Below are 16,808 nucleotides of genomic sequence, written 5' to 3'. Positions count from 1 at the left end.
GATGGGTAGATAGATGAGATATTTGACAGAGTATCAAGAGGGAGAGCGCGTAGTCGGGTTTTGCTTGGTAAAAAGCAAAGAAGCTGGCGTAGCAAGCAATCAGAGCGAGTATCTCAACCTGGAGTTGGGTGATCGCTCAGGGACGATCATGGCGAAATTGTGGGATGTGAATCCAGAGCTAAAGGAATCCATTCAGGTGAAATCCGTCGTCAAAATCGATGCAGTGGTGCAAAGCTACCGGGGGAAAAAACAGCTGGTGATTCAACGAATCCGCCCTGCATCCGCTGCGGATGAAGTCATGATGGAGTCGCTGATTCCTATATCACCTGTTCCGGTAGATGAGCTGTGGGGAAAGCTGGAGAGTGCGATCGATAGCCTTCAGAGTAAAACCTTGCAGGCGATTTTGCGTGAAGCTCTTCAGGACGAAGAAATTCGGGAGAGGCTTCGCCAATATCCGGCAGGTGTGCGGATGCATCACAATTACTATCATGGCCTGCTCGAGCACATTGTTTCTCTGCTTTCTTGCGCCGAGCGATTATTGCCACTTTATCCACAGGTCGATCGGGATGTGCTGTTCGCCACCTGCATGCTGCATGACATCGGCAAGCTGTATGAGCTGTCTGACCCGATCGCCCCAGATTACACGACTCCAGGCCAGCTGATCGGTCATTTGGTGATGGGAGCCGAGATCGTGAGCGGAATATGCCGCAAGCTGGACATTCCGCTGGGAGATGCTGAAGTGCTGCATCTAAAGCACTGTATCCTGAGCCATCACGGAGAGGTAGAGAACGGATGGGGGAGTGCCGTTTCTGGAAAAACCCCAACCGCTGTTCTGTTCCATTACCTCGATCAGATTGACAGCAAGATGAACGCCCTTGGCCAGACCCTATCCGATATGGGTGAAGACGAATGGGCTTACGCAGGTGTGTTGAAGCGCAAGATCTGGAGGGGGTATTGAGCCAGTACAATCAGACCCGGCTGTGCTGTTCCAGCAGCCGGGATATTTCTTGCTTATTATCGGAATTGCCAAACACTTTGCATCAGGTAGGATTTTTTTTCTTTTTGTAGAATAACTGATTGATTCCCATTTGATCAGTGAATTCATGCTGATCACAAGAAGGAGAAGTTCATGAAACGACCAACCTATACCCTACCAAGTATTGTCAAGAAGGTATTCCGGTCCGGCGAACGCTCCCTTCCACGGATGGAGATTTGCACCCGGTTGGAAGCCAGTGAGTTCATTGCTTTAACCGAACTGGATAGCATGTCGCTGCTTGATACAGTGCTGAAGATGGAACAGACACCAGTGCGGGTTGGAAGCTCAGATGCTATTGTGGAGATCGCTTACCAGCCGCATCAATTGTACGATTTGGCCTACCGTTTTTTACGGGAAACGCAAACGCCAAAGAAAGTCGAGCAGATCGTCGCTGAATTGCGCAGACAGACCCAGTTTGGGTGGAATCAGATTTTGCGGCTCTTGCAATTGGAAAAGGACCCCAGGTTCGTACAGTATCAAGGAGATTCACGCTGGTTTCTGGCTGAATGGACGCTGGCGAACGATGAAGTCTACGCCTTTTGCCAAAAGAATGGCATCACGCAGGTTACATCTCGTTCCCTGATTCATTTTTTGGAGCATGAGGTTGGTATTGCTGCGGATGCTGCTTTTCTACCGGGACTGGATGATCGCTTCCAAATCGATGGAGACACATTGTACATAATGGTCATGAACGAAGAATCAGAGGTAGAGCTGTTCGTGCATGAGGTCGCTGCTGCAGCTGCTGCTGACACGATTGCACCAGAAGTAACGGAACAAACAGAACACCAAGAGGAACAACACCAAGAGCAAGAAGAGATGAAGGAGGACTTTACCATGAATAACATCCAAAACCAACACGTGCTGCAGGAAGTGCAACAACTCTTGGAGCAAGCGATGAGCAAATTGGAGACTCGCCATATCGAGATGTCACAAGAAGTTGTCGCTCATTTTCAACAAAGTAACATGCAAGCTATAGAAGTGCTGATGAAAGAGAAACATAAGAACGAGCAAATTGCACTTGGCATCAAACAGGTGCTGGCTACCAGTGAGCAGCAATGAGTACCAATGGGGCTATGATCCGGTTTGAACAGCGGTTTGTCTTGCTGCGCGAAATTATCGCGAGCTATCGGATACGGCTTCAGGAAATGGAGCAGGAGGTAGTGGAGTTATTCGCGACCAACCAGCTCACTGCTATTTCTGCATGCATGAGCGAGAAGCAGCGTATCGTGTTGCTGATGAACCGACTGGAGCAATTTATCGACCAGTGGGAAAGAAGCCGCGATGTGGGAATCTCTCATGAATCAAAACGAGAACACTTGAACATCTGACGAAAAATGCGGTAAGATAGGGGGATTGTGCAGGATTCCCCGCGCATGCCGCGTGGGCTGGAAAGGAGATCCAAATCCCTTATGTCTGTTGGAAGAAACGAACTGTGCCCCTGCGGGAGCGGGAAAAAATACAAAAAATGCTGTGGTGTAGTGACACCCATCACGGAATTGCGTAGTCGCCATGAGCAAAAGCTGCAGAAGGAGTACGCAAGCTGGGTTGAGCGTCTGAACCATTTTGTTGGCGGTCATGTGACCAACGAAGCGATTTCCGATGCGAGAAATCTGTTTGCGGAACAAATTGGTCTCAGTGAAGAAAGTGTCATGCGTCCAGAATGGGCTGCGCATTTCTTCAACTGGTTCGTACTGGATGTAAAAAACAGTGGAACCACTTTGCTCGAAAACTATGTCAAACAGCATGGACGTCGGATGGAGCCTGATCTGCGCCGAGCCTTCTCCCGACTTCATCTGAATGCCTATGAAATCCTCGAAGTCGAGCGTGAAGTGTTGACAGTGCGTCAACCTCTGACGGAAGAGGTACATTACCTGCTGCGTTCAAACAACCTGAACGTACAGACGGGACAAATCATCGTTGGTCGCCTGCTGAATCTGGGCCTACGGGATATGCTCTTTTCCGGCAGCATTATTTTGCAGCCGCATATTAAAGAGGCGTTGCTCGAATGGCTGAAACAGAATCCAGAAGTGAACAAAGCTGCTGACGACACTGCCCAACGTGTATATACGCCGGATTTGTATCGCTTTATCGTGCAGTTTGGGAATGAAGGCAATGCCCCTGAAAAATCCGGTGATGCCCTTTTGCGCCGAGCATTTACGCTGGCGAACCCTGAGCAGTTCCGCAAGACGATCGAAGCACAGCGCATGTTTGAGCTGAAAAAGCGGGACGGGGCAAAGGAAATCTGGGTGTATGCCCGTCGCAAGGAAGAGCATCTGTTCCCGGCATTGAAAGACGCTCTGCTGGAGCTGTACGAGGTACAAGCAGAGGTATTGGTGCAAGACGGCCAAGTATTCCTGGAGGGCTACGCGGCAGAACTGGACGAGGTAACGGAGTTGTTGCAGCTGCACATGCCTGAGTCTGAGGAAGAGATTCGCGTCCTGACTTCGACTGGCTCCAAGCTTTCCCAAGGAACCTTGTTTATTACAAGTCAACCGACCTTGCCTCCGAAAGTATTGCAATGGGCTGTCCAAACCTACTTTGCCGAGAAGTGGTTGGTCACATCCCATGAAGCATTGGATGACCTGGCGCCGGTTCTGGTGGCAGCATCCGACAATCAGGAGCTGAACAGCAAGCTCCAAAGCCTGCTGACCCAGATGGAGCAGGATCACCAATTGGGGCAAGGCATTGCTCGCTATATTCGTATGGATGTATTGCGTCCTCGTCTCACAATGGAAAACGACAGCCTGCATGCGTTCAATCTGCTGCGTCGCCCACTGATCGAAGGCTTGCCGGAGAGTGTCTATACGATTCACCCTGAGCGCTTGGCCGACATGAACCGATTTGTCCACGACATGACGGACGGCAAATCAGAAGCAACAGTGAAAAAATACGATGAGGTCATGAATAACTTCCGCTCGTTTGTCAGAGGAGCATTTGGTCCTTCTTTCAATTGGGATCATCTGCGCAGGGAAGATCTTTCCTACTTCCTCATCCACGATATTTACGTGCGCACAGATGCCGTTACCAAGACTCTGGCCACCAACATGTTGTCCGTATTGTCCTCCTTTTTCAAGTGGCTGGACAAGCAGAATGGAACATCGCTTTCTGCTCTGATGCAGCCGTTGTTTGTGGAGTTGAAGGAAACGCTGCCTGAGATCTACCGACTGCGGAGTGTGCTGGAGAAGGAAGCTTACCTAAATCTATACGCTTCCAGTCAGCAGACACTCGAGGACGTCTCGGAAGAAGGTCTGTTGCTGCTCGGAAAAGAGCGTGACGGCTGGCTGGCTAGAAGGAACAACGGCGAGAAGATCAAGCTATTGATCGAATCCGAAGTGGAACAAGTGCTGGCCACTGACTGGGTGATATCCGGTCTGTTTGCGAAAACTGGGGATGGAAACTGGCGTCTGTACGGATCGCCGGAGCTATATCCGCCGGTCGTGTCGCAGTTGATGGGTGCACCGACCAGCGTACTGGTTTAAGCCAATACAAGCAAAAAAAGAAGAACCCGAGGAATTTTTGTTCCTGTGGTTCTTCTTTTTTTTGTTCGTTATTGATTCCAGCTTCGAACCGTCCTGTCTGCTGGGAGTAAAAGTCCCAACACCCCGACCAGTGGCAAAAGCGAGCATAGGGTAATCACCGTGGTCAAACTGAACAGGTCTGCGAGGTAGCCCAATGCGAGAGCGCCCATTCCTCCCATACCGAAGGCAAGGCCGATGATCAGGCCCGAGACCATTCCGATCCGTCCTGGGAGGAGCTCCTGAGCATAGACGACGGTTACGGAAAAGCTCGAAAGCATGATCAAGCCGCTCAGAAACAGTAGCGGGTAGGTCCAAAAGCCGCTGACATAAGGCGTCAATATGGTTAATGGCAGGGAGCCCAGCAGAGAGAGCACCAGCATATTGCGCTTTCCGAAGCGGTCTGCAAGGGGACCCCCGATGAATGTACCGATTGCGCCAGCAAGCAAAAATCCAAAAATGACCAGCTGGGCTTGTGCGTATTCCATATTTTTCAAATCCATCAAATAAAATTGATAAAAGCTTTGGTATCCAGAGTGCATCCAAGAGCGTACGCTGACGATCAGGACGAGCAAACCGAGAGCAATCATTCGTTTGTCACGATGGGAATAGGCGACGGGAGCAGCTGGAGTCTTGATCAATCGCTCTTGACTGCGGTACCAGACAGCCACGTAGAACAAGACAAGACAGGCGATACTGGCAGGCAGGAGGAACCACATGGCTCCGGCTTGACCAATATTGGCAAAGACGAGAATGGTCATCAAAGGGGCAAGTGCTTGGCCCGCATTACCGCCGACCTGGAAGATGGATTGGCCTAAGCCTCTGCGAGTGCCAGACGCCTTATGGGCAAAGCGTGAGGCTTCCGGATGGAACACGGCCGAACCGATCCCTACGCAGGCAACGGCAATTAATACTACAGCATAATTGCTGGCAAAAGCGAGCGCCAGCATTCCAACTCCAGAGACAAGAAGTGCAATCGGAGTTAAAAAGGGGCGAGACTTTCGATCGGTCACATAACCGACGATCGGCTGCAGGACGGATGCGGTAAAATTCATGACCAATAGAATCATGCCAATTTGCGTAAAAGTAAGAGTAAGATTTTTTTCAAGAATAGGCAACAGGGCAGGAACGACGGCTTGCAGGGCATCATTCAATAAGTGTGCAAGGCTGATTGCGAACAACATCTTGTACACGGTAGGTGTCGTGTTGACAGTCGCAGTCGGAGCAGCATGTGCAGTAGGGGCACTCATCCAGTTCATCTCCGTTTGTATTTTTTCCTTACTCTAGCATTAGTCAAGTCAATCGTCATCCATGTATTTGTGCCATATGTTAGCTATACATAAAGGGGAGAGCTGTAATTGTATGACCAGGTAGGTGAAACCGAGAGTGTTGTCGAAAAAGAAGGGAAGGTTCAGCAAGAATCATAGAAGGTGTCCACATCCTTATCACCAGCATAGATGAGCTTGAAATGCTGTGCGGGCAAACTCTGCACTCCTTTAACGATGTCGAGCTATCTGTCCAACAATTGATTGAGCAAGGGGTTCGTCAAATCATCGTAAATTGTGGCGAGGCAGGACTTTGCATGTCCGGGCATACACAGCCCCCTTTTTGGCTATCCGCTCCAGCACTTCCGCTCAGGGAAAAAACAAAGGACGCGTTTATTGCTGGGATTATCTATGCACAGAACAAGACAATATCGCTGACCGATCAAGCTACCTATGGAGTGGCCCTAGCAGAGCTGAGCCTCGGCAACTCCTCCACTTACGACCTGGAAAAATATCGAGAACAGCGAGATGAATGTGCCAAAAAGCTGCTCAAGATCGGCTACAAGGAATAAAAATCGCTTCGATCGTACCCCCGCTCCTCCATCGACATTTCGGTGGGGGAGTTCGTGTTAGAGGAACATTTTTCTACAAATGAAGACAATGATGTGGTACAATACCGGAGTCAGAGTTTTACCAACAGAAGAAAAAATTAGTGCTTCCTGTCGAGTGGCACGATTACCTATTGTCTGTGCGTTCCTATGATTAGTTGATAAAGCGTGCGTGAACAAGGAGACTGATACAGATGCGTCAAGCGACTACAAAAACACGCGCTTCCGCTGCCCGAACGAAAAAAACGGGTCGAAGTCGAAAAATTCGTAGATGGATATTTGCTTTAAGCTTGTTTACATTGCTGCTGGTCGGAGGCGTGGCCGGCGCTGTTTATTGGAAAATTGATGATGCTCTCAATACGGTAACCAAACCAAATGATAATTTTTCCTCACCTGTTTCCCAAGTTACAAATACTTCGTATGAGCCCTCCAAACCAATGTCGTTCGTCATTTTAGGCTCAGATAATCGCGTAGAGACCGGCTCTATGAATACAGACGTCATGATTGTCGCTGTAGCAAACCCGGAGACCAAAAAAGTTACGATGGTGTCGATTCCACGTGACACTCGCGTAAAAATTCCAGGGTACCGCGATTATCACAAAATCAACTCCGTTTTTGCGAATGGGGAGGCAGAGCGTCGCAAGGCAGAGCGAAACAACCAGATTCCCACGGAGGACGGAATTTCCCTGACCAAGAAGACGCTCAATGAGATTCTGGGAATTCCCATCGATCATTACGTAGCGATTGATTTTGACGGCTTTAAGGCAGTTATTGATGAACTGGGCGGTGTGGAGGTAAACGTTGATCGCAAACTGGTTTACGATGATCCGACAGATGACACGCACATTAATTTGAGCCCTGGTCTTCAGATTCTGAATGGTGAACAAGCATTGGGCTATGTGCGTCATCGCCACGATAACCGGGGAACCAAGTACTACTCCAGTGACTTTGACCGCAACCGTCGCCAGCAGGAAGTAATCAAGGCGATTGTGGACAAGGCGGGATCTTTGGAAGGGTTGACCAAGGTATTCACCGTCATGGACGTAGGTGCCAAACACATACATACAGATTTCTCCAAAGACCAGATCAAGGGCTTGGCCTATGATTTCAAAGGATTTAATTCCTCTACGGTCACTACCCTGGAAAACGGTGCCTACTGGAGCGGCGGCTATACCTACCTCGAAAAAGATAAGCTCGAGTCGGTCCGCAGTTCGCTGCAAGCCGAAATGGGCGTCTCAGGAAGCATAGTGGCCCAAATGAACAATTCGCCTATTCTAGGGAAGAGCGAAGAGGCTGTCGCGGCTTCCTCGAGCAATTCATCAAAGAAGTCGACTACGAAAACGCAAGCGGCCTCCAAGCCGAAAAATACGACTGAGGAGCCAAAAGAAGAAGCACCACCGACACCACCAGCAGCTCCTGAGGACAGTGATGAGAATCAGGTGGCACCACCAGATGTAGATGTTCCTGAACAGCAGGAAGAGTATGTGCCTGAAGGACAGACGCCCCCTGCTCAAACAGAGCCATCCCCAACTCCAGGGAACGTGTTGCCTCCACCAGACATTATTTCGCCAGTGGGCCAAGATGTAACACAAATACCTGCACCGAATCAACCGAACACACAGACAGACACCCGTTTCTAATCAGCGGGTGTTTTTTTGCATACAAGAAAATATGCAAAGCAGAGGTTTAGAAAACACCAAAGACGTGATACAATAATAATATATCGATAAGACAGATAAGTCTGATAATGATTCATTTGACTGGAGGGATTAGGATGATGATTTTTTTAGTAAATCTGTTCCTGGTGATAGCCTTTGTTTACCTCATCAGTCGCCAGCATAATGAAGAATTCGTGTACGATGAAGATTTCTTTCTCCAGAATCCCTCAGCCCTCGAAGAGTATCAGCAAATGCCGATCGATTTCCAACACGCCTTTTTCCGCAAGCACAAAGAGTGGATCAAGGAAAAATATATGCGGGGAGAAAGCTACATCCTGGGATACTGTCCAAACAAGGAAGTACGTCGTGCGTGGTTGTCAGAATTCATGAATGAAAAAAATATCAAAAATACACCAACCCCTTCCTAAAGGGGTTTTTCTCTGTCTTGAATGTCATGTATACTTTTGACAGGACGATAGAAGAGAGGCGAATCTCGTACATGCTGCAATATATCACAGAACAAATCAATGAATTTCTCTCCGGGCATGGCTTGATTACAGATGTGGTCTTGCGCTCTGAGCGATCCTTGATCGAGGATGAGGAAACAAGAGAAATTGCCCTTACTTTTATGGAGCGAGAAGCAGAAGGCTACCCGATTGCTACGATTCATCTGTTCTTGCTACCAGACGAAAACAGCTGTGAAGTGGAAGTCGAGATCGAGAGTTCGCTCGTACCTACGGACGCAGAACTCCATCGTGTATGGAACCAGGCCAGGGAAGTGGTGGCGGAAATTGCGCTAACCGAAAAAAGAAGGTATTTGGAGGCCGGCCAGCAGGCAGAGGCAGCGATCATACTGGATTACCATTTTATTGTGGAGATGCCCCAAACCGAGGAGGAAGAGGCGGAATTGTCCGATAGGCTCCTACGCTTTTCCGCAGATCTTGGAAAGCTGGTCAGGCTGGCGAAGTGAGAATACGGAAAAGGCCCAGAGAATCGTTCTGGGTCTTTTTCGCGTGCCAGAAGGAATTTCATCACGAACAGAGAAAAAGAATAACCATTAATGAATGAATATTCATTCGGGAGGTAGGGAGGTCATGGGGATGAGACTTTCTAGAGTGTTGGAGCCTATCCAGATCGGGTCGATGACACTGCGAAATCGCATCATGATGGGATCGATGCATGTGGGTTTTGAAAAGCAGGAAGATGGTGTAGAAAGATTGGCTGCCTTCTACGCTGAACGGGCGAGAGGAGAAGTTGGTCTGATCGTGACAGGGGGCGCGGCTGTTCGTCCGGAAGGCGGTATGGGAGACAAGTACTGCAATGTGTATTTGGATCAGCATATTACACCACTGATGCTGATTACGGATGCGGTCCATCAGGCAGGCGGAAAGATCGCACTGCAGCTGTTTCATTCCGGGCGTTATGCCCACAAGGAAGCAACAGGGTTGGATCCAGTGGCCCCTTCACCGCTACAGGCCCCGATCAACCGCTGGAAACCGCGTGAATTGCAGGCAGATGAAATCGAGATGACGATTCAAGCATTTGCAGATGGAGCTGTTCGTGCTAAAAAGGCGGGATTCGATGCCGTAGAGATCATGGGCTCCGAAGGCTATCTGATCAACCAGTTTTTATCCCCCGTGACCAATAAACGCGAGGACGAATGGGGAGGCGATTTCCAGCGCAGAGCACGCTTTGGAATAGAAGTGGCAAAGCGAGTACGACAGGCAGTTGGGTCAGATTTCCCAGTTGTTTTTCGGATGTCTGGTCTGGATTTGATCCCGGAGAGCACAACGATGGAGGAGACCGTACAGTTCGCTGCGATGCTCCAAGAGGCTGGCATGGATGCGCTCAATGTGGGAATCGGCTGGCATGAATCCCAGGTCCCGACGATCGCGATGATGGTTCCTCGAGGAGCTTATGTCTGGGTAGCCCAACAGATAAAGCAGGGGGTAAGCATTCCTGTGATCGCCAGCAACCGCATCAATGATTTGCGTCAAGCAGAAGCCATTCTGGAGGACGATCGCTGTGATCTCGTCTCGATGGCGCGTCCACTGCTCGCAGATCCGTTGATTGTGCGCAAGAGCAGCGAGGGAAGATTTGATGAGGTCAATACCTGTATTGCTTGTAATCAAGCCTGCCTCGATCACATTTTTGACGGTAAAATCGCATCCTGTCTCGTCAATCCTGAAGTAGGACGGGAAAAGGAATGGGCACTTGCTCCTGCCACCAAGCTTAAGAAAGTAGCTGTTGTGGGAGCAGGACCCGCGGGATTGGAAGCGGCACGTGTGCTGGCTGAGCGAGGACATCAGGTCGTGGTGCTGGAGAAACAGCATCAGATCGGTGGACAGCTGAATTACGCACGCCAGGTGCCGGGCAAGCAAGAATTCAATGAAACGCTGCGCTATTATCGCACGCAGCTGTCCAGGCTGAGAGTGGAAATAAGGCTGGGTATACAGGCTACGACCGCTATGCTGGAGGAGGAAGGCTTTGATGAGGTGGTAGTCGCCACTGGTGTGATCCCTCGCCGTCCAGAAATCCCTGGTATTGACCTACCTCATGTCGTGAGCTATGCACAAGTATTTGAAAAACAAGCCAAGGTAGGCAAGCGTGTCGCCATCGTAGGTGCAGGAGGAATCGCTTGTGATTTGTCCCATCTGCTGGTGCAGGACGAACCCATTTCACCGCAGGCAGCACAATATTTGATGGAATATCGGATTCTGGATGCCAAATCTATGCATCGGATGCAGCAGAGCGGACGTAAGGTCTTCATGCTGCGTCGCGGAAAGCATGTCGGAACCGGCCTCGGAAAGACAACGCGCTGGGCTGTTCTGGCCAACCTGAAGCGTCACGGCGTGGAAATGATGACGCAGATTGACTATCGAGAAATCACCCCACAAGGAGTAGTGATCACGCAAGGCGATGCGGAGCAGTTGATTGCAGCGGACACGGTGGTGATTGCCGCAGGAGCTACCTCCAATGACCAGCTGTTCCATGAGCTGAACGGACGAATCCCGGTTCATGTGATCGGTGGGGCGAAAGAAGCGGGAGAATTGGACGCCAAACGAGCGATTCTGGAAGGTTCGGCAATCGGGCGTGCCATTTGACCGGGGACGAGAGGGCTAAATGGGAGGGTGTCATTTTTTGATATCTTTTGTCGAAAGACTTTTCATCTTCCTTTGATTCTTGCAAAATAAGAGGTATACGGTTCAAAAATATTTGATTGGGGGCACTCGCCTTGATGAATCATAATGGCATACTTTTAGGGAAGCGCCACTTCCTGTACTCGTCTGCTCCAGTGGTAGAGGTGGAAGGCTGGACGTTTACGATTGCCCCGGGATTTAAAATCATTGCAGGCGGTAGCGCAAATCCTTTGCAAACATTAATCAGCATTTATCGTGAAAGTGAAAAGGTAGCACAATTGTACCTAAACCATAGACGGTGCGATTCGGATGTGACGGTGCATGCTGTTTCCAGCGATTTGCTGCTTGAGATTGCACCAGCAACGCGTAGGGTTTGTGTAGAGGAAAAGCTGTAAGGCACCCTGACAGGGGTGCTTTTTTTCATCGGTACAATATGGACAGGCTCTATTGATCGTTTACCGGATGACAGCCATAATGAGAAAAAAAGCAAAAGTGAGGGCGAAGCGAATGAAATTGACGGAGTGGAAGGTAGGCCATTTACAACTGACATGGTTGCTTGGTGGTCTGACGCAATTAGATGGTGGGGCGATGTTTGGGGTAGTGCCGAAGGCTCTTTGGAGCAAGCGCTATCCTGCTAACGAATTGAACCAGATTCCATTGCGCGCCGACCCGATTATGATCGAAGTAGCGGGGAAACGGGTGTTGATTGAGTCAGGTATGGGCAATGGACGCTTGACCGAGAAGCAAAAACGAAATTTTGGTCTGATCGAGGAGTCTCAAGTGGTCGAGTCCTTGGCTTCCAAGGGGCTGACTCCCGATGATATCGATATCGTCATCATGACGCACATGCACTACGATCATAGTAATGGTTTGGTCACCTGGAAGGACGAGACATTGGTTTCGACGTTCCCGAACGCCGTCATATACGTGCAGGAGCAGGAATGGGCCGAAATGAGAGAGCCCAACATCCGATCCCGCAATACATATTGGGAAGAAAACTGGCGCCCTATCGAAGGGCAGGTACAAACCTATGGGGAAAGCCACGAGCTGCTCCCAGGGATTTCGCTGCATCATACCGGTGGTCACAGCCAGGGACATGCCATCGTCCGGATGGAGAGCGAAGGGCAGCTGATTCTGCATCTTGCGGATATCATGCCGACCCATGCACACCAGAATTCGCTTTGGGTCATGGCTTACGATGATTACCCGATGACTTCCATCTTCGCCAAGGAAAAATGGATCAAAGAGGGAATCCAGCAAGGAGCTTGGTTTACCTTTTACCACGACAACGTCTATCGTGCAGTAAAATGGAATGAGCAAGGCGAATTGATTGACCAGATAAATATTTAACATTCCAAAAAATTTGAATGCTGATTGACGAAACCCATTCTCCTCACTACAATGAGTAAAATGTAGAGCATCTGTTCTGCACAGCTTTTCCAGCAGAACAGTTGTGAGGAGAGATTCCATGAGTAAGATAAAAGAGAAGCTTCAGGAGTTTCATCCGATCGTGTGGTCGCTTGTGGTCGGCACCGTTTTTGTCAGGGCAGCGAGCTCTATGAGCATGCCGTTTTTGTTTTTATACCTTTCCAATCAAACCGACATGGATTTGGCGACGATCGGCCTTTTGATCGGAGCAGGGGCCTTGGCTGGCACGGTAGGGGGATTTATCGCGGGAACGCTGTCTGACCGGATCGGGCGCAGAAGGGTGATGATTGGGGCGCTCTACGTCTGGACGTTCGTCTTCGTCGGATTTGCCTTGACGAAAAATCCTTTGCTGCTGCTGTTGTTCAACATGGCAGGAGGGCTCTGTCGTTCGTTCTATGAGCCTGTCTCACAAGCGCTGATGGCAGATGTCACACCACCCGAAAAACGGTATCGCGTCTTTGGACTGCGTTACACGGCGATCAACGTCGGTGTGGCAGTCGGGCCGATCGCGGGGGCTGTTTTAGCCAAGACCTCTGTCGCTTTGCCGTTCCTGATCACGGCGGTTATTTACCTGATTTACGTGATTAGTCTGCAAAGCTTGCTGAATCGATTCGGGATCAAGAAAATCGAAGGGCAGAAGAAAGAACAGATTACGTTTGGTCACGCATTCCGTGTAGTCGTGCAGGACAAGGCTTTTCGCTTGTATATGATCGCTGGGGTGCTGGGTGCCATCGGCTACTCCCAGATGTCTACGACACTCGCCAAGTTTGTTGAGATGAGCGTTCCCAATGGTGTTGAGTTATTCGCTATCCTGATGAGTGTCAATGCCATCGTGGTGGTGCTGCTCCAGATGCCGCTGACAACCTGGGCAGAAAAAAAGACGCCCCTCACCGCTATTGTAGTGGGGAACGTTATGTACGCCTTGGGTGATATCGGATTTGCCTTCGCAGGTACCTGGTTGATCTTTGTCATCGCGATGGTCTTGTTTACCTTCGGAGAGATCCTCACCTTCACATCAGGGGATGTACTGATCGACCGGATGGCTCCGGAAGCCATGAGAGGCAGCTACTACGGTGCCAAGAGCTTCAGCAATCTGGGTCAGTTCATCGGTCCTTGGTTGGGGGGCTTGCTGCTCGCATCCTATGGAGGAACGGCGCTTTTCCTCGTCGTGGCGGCTTTCTCTCTGATAAGCAGTGCTTTCAACTGGGCAGGTCAGCGGGCTTATCTGATCAGTACCGGCAAATCCATCAATTACTCGAGAAGCGAATCACTGTAAGGCTTGCAGGATTCGCTCTGCAATACGAGCGTACCCGGCAGCATTGGGGTGGAAGTGGTCCGTGTACAAATACTGGTCTTCCTTGTTCTGAAACAGATCGTAGGTAGGCACGACCAAGACCTGGGCATAATCTGCTGCGATTTCGGCGGCTGCATGATTCCAATCTAGTACGGGTCGGATGGTTTCGCCAGCTGCTTCCGTATTTCCAAACGGGTTGTATAAAGAAGTATAGACGATCGGCGCTTTATCATTTAACGTGCGAATTTGCCTCAATATTTCCTTGTAATTGGCCGTCAGCCCTTCGGTAGCTGCGGTCAATTTTTCTTGTTCCATCATATAGAGACCGCCTGTTTGCTTGAACAGATCATTGCCGCCGATGGTAAACAGGATCAGATCAGCCTCTTTGATCAGGGTTTTTACTTGTTCCTGAGACAGCTGCTTGATCAATTCAGGAGATTCTTGTCCGTTGATGGCCAGATTGGTAAAGGTGATCGGCTGATTGTTCTTTTTTTCCAGTGCTTGCCGTACCAGGCCGACATAGCCTTGTCCGTTGGCATCTCCTGCACCCCGTGTAAGAGAATCGCCCAATGCAACGACCTTTTGTACCCCTTCAGTTGAAATAGGCGCGGTTGGTTTTGCAGACTGTGAAGGTGGCGTGGCTTGGGATGGGGCCAATTGCTGTGGATTGATCGCAAGGACGAAGCCCGTCGCCAACAGCAAGAATGAAATCAACGAAAAAAAACCAGCCGTACGCCAAAGAAGTTGGCCAGAAGAGCGCATCGGGTAACCTCCTGTTTACGTATTTCGTAAAATTGCGTGGTATAATGTGGATGGACATCTTATAGGTAGTGTACCACAATCAGGCTGCCTCTGTCAGAGGACGGAGAGCATGCACAAGGATAGGAGGACACGCGTTGACCGATACAGTTCTATCCGTTAAACACTTACATAAGAAAATGGGGAACAAGCCCATTATTCACGATATTACCTTTGACGTTTTTGCGGGAGAGGTGTTCGGATTTCTAGGTCCCAATGGAGCTGGGAAGACCACGACGATCCGCATGCTCGTAGGCTTGGCCGCAGCGGACGGAGGAGAGATACGCATCGGGGGCATCTCCATCCGTGATCAGTTTCCTAAGGCTATCGCTCAAGTAGGCTGTATCGTGGAAAACCCTGAGCTGTACAAATTTTTGACGGGGCGAGAAAATCTGGAGCAGTTTGCCCGAATGAGTGGCGGGATCCCGCCGGAACGCATCGAGGAAATCGTACGCTTCGTCGATCTGGAGAGAGCGATAGACGATAAAGTCAAAACCTATTCACTCGGAATGCGTCAAAGACTGGGTATCGCGCAGGCTTTGCTGCACAACCCCAAGATTTTGATACTGGACGAACCGACGAATGGACTGGATCCGGCTGGTATTCGGGAGCTGCGTCAGTTCATCCGTCGACTGGCGGAAGAAGAGGGACTCGCTGTATTCATCTCCAGCCATCTGTTAAGTGAAATCGAAATGATGTGTGACCGTGTGGCTATTATCAGCCAGGGACGCGTCATATCTGTCGGACTGGTGGAGGAGCTGATGGCTCAATTCGCGGATCAGGTAGACTGGACGATCGACCCGAACTTCATCAGCAAAGGAATGGAGATTCTGCGGGGCTTGCCTGTTGTCTCGGAGGTATGGCAAATCAATGAAGAACGTCTGAAGTGCAAAATGAACGTGGAGCGCGTGAGTGAAGTGAATCAAGCGCTGGTCAAAGCGGGGATACTGGTCAGCGGGATTGCGACCAAAACGGTTTCCTTGGAGGATCTGTTCCTGACTCTGACGGAAGGAGGTGGGGCAGATGAACCAAAGCATGCTGGGACTCGTGCAAAATGAGACGGTCAAACTGCTTCGCCGCCGCAGATTCCTGGTTGTCGTTCTGATTCTAGCGATCCTGATTCCAATCTTTACCTATGCACAGTATCGTTCGGTGATGACAGCACAGGAGCGCATGGGCACTACCGATTGGCGGCCATTGCTGACTCAGCAGATCGTAGACATGCAAAATCGTTTGGCATCAAGCCGTCTCCCGGACGAGTGGCGTGACCTGATCAAAGTGCGCATTCAACAGCAGCAATACTATCTGGATCATGACATCAATCCGATGGCGCCGGGTGGCCCTACGTTTGCACGAGGCTTCATGGATCAGGCGATTACGATGTTTTTGCCCATGATCATCGTCGTACTGGCAGTAGACATCGTCTCCGCTGAATTCAGCGAGGGCACGATCAAGCTGCTTCTGACGCGCCCGGTGCGACGCTGGAAGGTATTGACCAGCAAATACATTACGATGGTCCTGTTCACCTCTTTGACGGTGCTCATGACTCTGTTCTTGGCATACCTGATCTCGGGAATTGTCTTTGGCTACTCTGGCTGGAACCTGCCAATCCTGACCGGCTTCCAAGTCGAGGGTAGCGAGCTGAATACAGCAGGCGTGTTTATGCTTCCGCAGTGGCAATTTTTGTTGATGCAATACGGACTTGGATGGTTTGTCTGTGTCGTCGTAGGGACTGTGACCTTTATGGTTTCCGTGCTTGTGCGCAGTGCAGCTGCGGGGATGGGGATCATGATGGCTGCTCTCATCAGTGGTATGATTCTGACACAGATGGCATCCTCCTGGGAGGCCTCGAAGTACCTGTTCATTGTCAATCTGGAGCTGACGGACTATTTGAATGGCAACCTGCCGCCCATCACCGGAATGACCCTTTCATTCTCCTTGACGGTGCTTACGGTCTGGGCAGTGGCATCCTTGATCGTGGCTTACACAGCTTTCGTCCGCCGAGACGTGACTTCTTAAGTAAAAGTAAAAGATGCGTGACTTTTTCCTTCCTCACTCGTAAACAA

General features: G+C 50.1%; 16 protein-coding genes. 14 read left to right on the top strand and 2 right to left on the bottom strand.

Features of this window, described 5'->3' with window-relative positions; all coding sequences use genetic code 11:
• Positions 1–13: 13 nt before the first annotated feature.
• From EDM52_RS20950 to EDM52_RS20935, 4 genes are all read left to right on the top strand, one after another.
• Entirely contained in the window at positions 14–958 is a 945-nt protein-coding gene (locus EDM52_RS20950) for a 3'-5' exoribonuclease YhaM family protein (RefSeq protein WP_122910897.1), read from the top strand.
• Between the two features lie 171 nt (positions 959–1,129).
• Positions 1,130–2,095, top strand: coding sequence for a hypothetical protein (locus EDM52_RS20945; protein WP_122910896.1), 966 nt, complete (start codon positions 1,130–1,132; stop codon positions 2,093–2,095).
• Entirely contained in the window at positions 2,092–2,364 is a 273-nt protein-coding gene (locus EDM52_RS20940) for a hypothetical protein (protein ID WP_122910895.1), read from the top strand. Before EDM52_RS20945 ends, EDM52_RS20940 begins: the two co-directional genes overlap by 4 nt.
• Positions 2,365–2,445: 81 nt before the next feature.
• A complete protein-coding gene (locus tag EDM52_RS20935) occupies positions 2,446–4,515 on the top strand; it encodes a YecA family protein (protein ID WP_122910894.1) in 2,070 nt (689 codons plus the stop codon).
• Positions 4,516–4,583: 68 nt separating this feature from the next.
• Here EDM52_RS20935 and EDM52_RS20930 read toward each other — a convergent pair whose 3' ends face one another.
• Positions 4,584–5,801 carry an MFS transporter gene (locus EDM52_RS20930; RefSeq protein WP_122910893.1) on the bottom strand — a complete coding sequence of 406 codons (1,218 nt, stop codon included), beginning with the start codon at positions 5,799–5,801 and terminating at the stop codon, positions 4,584–4,586.
• A 170-nt stretch (positions 5,802–5,971) separates the two neighbouring features.
• Between EDM52_RS20930 and EDM52_RS20925 the strand changes: the two genes are divergently transcribed.
• From EDM52_RS20925 to EDM52_RS20890, 8 genes are all read left to right on the top strand, one after another.
• A complete protein-coding gene (locus EDM52_RS20925; protein ID WP_122910892.1) occupies positions 5,972–6,388 on the top strand; it encodes a PfkB family carbohydrate kinase in 417 nt (138 codons plus the stop codon).
• A gap of 230 nt (positions 6,389–6,618) precedes the next feature.
• Positions 6,619–8,064 (top strand): LCP family protein, encoded by a 1,446-nt coding sequence (locus tag EDM52_RS20920; protein ID WP_122910891.1) that lies wholly within the window; start codon positions 6,619–6,621, stop codon positions 8,062–8,064.
• Between the two features lie 134 nt (positions 8,065–8,198).
• Entirely contained in the window at positions 8,199–8,510 is a 312-nt protein-coding gene (locus EDM52_RS20915) for a hypothetical protein (protein WP_122910890.1), read from the top strand.
• Positions 8,511–8,536: 26 nt separating this feature from the next.
• Entirely contained in the window at positions 8,537–9,052 is a 516-nt protein-coding gene (locus EDM52_RS20910) for a hypothetical protein (RefSeq protein ID WP_245997211.1), read from the top strand.
• Between the two features lie 130 nt (positions 9,053–9,182).
• Positions 9,183–11,186, top strand: coding sequence for an FAD-dependent oxidoreductase (locus EDM52_RS20905; RefSeq protein WP_122910888.1), 2,004 nt, complete (start codon positions 9,183–9,185; stop codon positions 11,184–11,186).
• A 134-nt stretch (positions 11,187–11,320) separates the two neighbouring features.
• Positions 11,321–11,617: a hypothetical protein gene (locus EDM52_RS20900; protein ID WP_122910887.1), complete on the top strand. Its 297-nt coding sequence runs from the start codon at positions 11,321–11,323 to the stop codon at positions 11,615–11,617.
• Positions 11,618–11,729: 112 nt separating this feature from the next.
• Positions 11,730–12,572 (top strand): YtnP family quorum-quenching lactonase, encoded by an 843-nt coding sequence (locus tag EDM52_RS20895; protein WP_122910886.1) that lies wholly within the window; start codon positions 11,730–11,732, stop codon positions 12,570–12,572.
• Between the two features lie 118 nt (positions 12,573–12,690).
• Entirely contained in the window at positions 12,691–13,926 is a 1,236-nt protein-coding gene (locus tag EDM52_RS20890; RefSeq protein ID WP_122910885.1) for an MDR family MFS transporter, read from the top strand.
• On the opposite strand, the gene EDM52_RS20885 is transcribed toward EDM52_RS20890, so the two are convergent.
• The gene (locus EDM52_RS20885) at positions 13,918–14,706 is read right to left on the bottom strand and encodes a GDSL-type esterase/lipase family protein (RefSeq protein ID WP_122910884.1); all 789 of its coding nucleotides are present in this window, start codon (positions 14,704–14,706) and stop codon (positions 13,918–13,920) included. The genes EDM52_RS20890 and EDM52_RS20885 overlap by 9 nt on opposite strands.
• Positions 14,707–14,882: 176 nt before the next feature.
• On the opposite strand from EDM52_RS20885, the gene EDM52_RS20880 reads away from it, so the two are divergent.
• Together EDM52_RS20880 and EDM52_RS20875 are read left to right on the top strand one after the other, a co-directional pair.
• Positions 14,883–15,800 (top strand): ABC transporter ATP-binding protein, encoded by a 918-nt coding sequence (locus EDM52_RS20880; RefSeq protein WP_183185252.1) that lies wholly within the window; start codon positions 14,883–14,885, stop codon positions 15,798–15,800.
• Positions 15,766–16,761: an ABC transporter permease gene (locus EDM52_RS20875; RefSeq protein WP_122910882.1), complete on the top strand. Its 996-nt coding sequence runs from the start codon at positions 15,766–15,768 to the stop codon at positions 16,759–16,761. The genes EDM52_RS20880 and EDM52_RS20875 overlap by 35 nt, the downstream gene beginning before the upstream one ends.
• Positions 16,762–16,808 lie beyond the last annotated feature (47 nt).

This window comes from Brevibacillus invocatus (assembly GCF_003710915.1).
GTDB classification, from domain to species: Bacteria; Bacillota; Bacilli; order Brevibacillales; family Brevibacillaceae; genus Brevibacillus; species Brevibacillus invocatus.
Note: the sequence above shows the minus strand (reverse complement) of the source record. Positions and strands in the feature narration are given on the sequence as shown.

Coding starts and splice junctions, on each gene's coding strand:
- EDM52_RS20915 (WP_122910890.1), top strand. CDS start 8,199: ATGATGATTTTTTTAGTAAATCTGTTCCTGGTGATAGCCTTTGTTTAC.
- EDM52_RS20895 (WP_122910886.1), top strand. CDS start 11,730: ATGAAATTGACGGAGTGGAAGGTAGGCCATTTACAACTGACATGGTTG.
- EDM52_RS20880 (WP_183185252.1), top strand. CDS start 14,883: ATGGGGAACAAGCCCATTATTCACGATATTACCTTTGACGTTTTTGCG.
- EDM52_RS20885 (WP_122910884.1), bottom strand. CDS start 14,706: ATGCGCTCTTCTGGCCAACTTCTTTGGCGTACGGCTGGTTTTTTTTCG.
- EDM52_RS20890 (WP_122910885.1), top strand. CDS start 12,691: ATGAGTAAGATAAAAGAGAAGCTTCAGGAGTTTCATCCGATCGTGTGG.
- EDM52_RS20905 (WP_122910888.1), top strand. CDS start 9,183: ATGAGACTTTCTAGAGTGTTGGAGCCTATCCAGATCGGGTCGATGACA.
- EDM52_RS20900 (WP_122910887.1), top strand. CDS start 11,321: ATGAATCATAATGGCATACTTTTAGGGAAGCGCCACTTCCTGTACTCG.
- EDM52_RS20910 (WP_245997211.1), top strand. CDS start 8,537: ATGTATACTTTTGACAGGACGATAGAAGAGAGGCGAATCTCGTACATG.
- EDM52_RS20920 (WP_122910891.1), top strand. CDS start 6,619: ATGCGTCAAGCGACTACAAAAACACGCGCTTCCGCTGCCCGAACGAAA.
- EDM52_RS20930 (WP_122910893.1), bottom strand. CDS start 5,801: ATGAGTGCCCCTACTGCACATGCTGCTCCGACTGCGACTGTCAACACG.
- EDM52_RS20945 (WP_122910896.1), top strand. CDS start 1,130: ATGAAACGACCAACCTATACCCTACCAAGTATTGTCAAGAAGGTATTC.
- EDM52_RS20940 (WP_122910895.1), top strand. CDS start 2,092: ATGAGTACCAATGGGGCTATGATCCGGTTTGAACAGCGGTTTGTCTTG.
- EDM52_RS20950 (WP_122910897.1), top strand. CDS start 14: ATGAGATATTTGACAGAGTATCAAGAGGGAGAGCGCGTAGTCGGGTTT.
- EDM52_RS20935 (WP_122910894.1), top strand. CDS start 2,446: ATGTCTGTTGGAAGAAACGAACTGTGCCCCTGCGGGAGCGGGAAAAAA.
- EDM52_RS20875 (WP_122910882.1), top strand. CDS start 15,766: ATGAACCAAAGCATGCTGGGACTCGTGCAAAATGAGACGGTCAAACTG.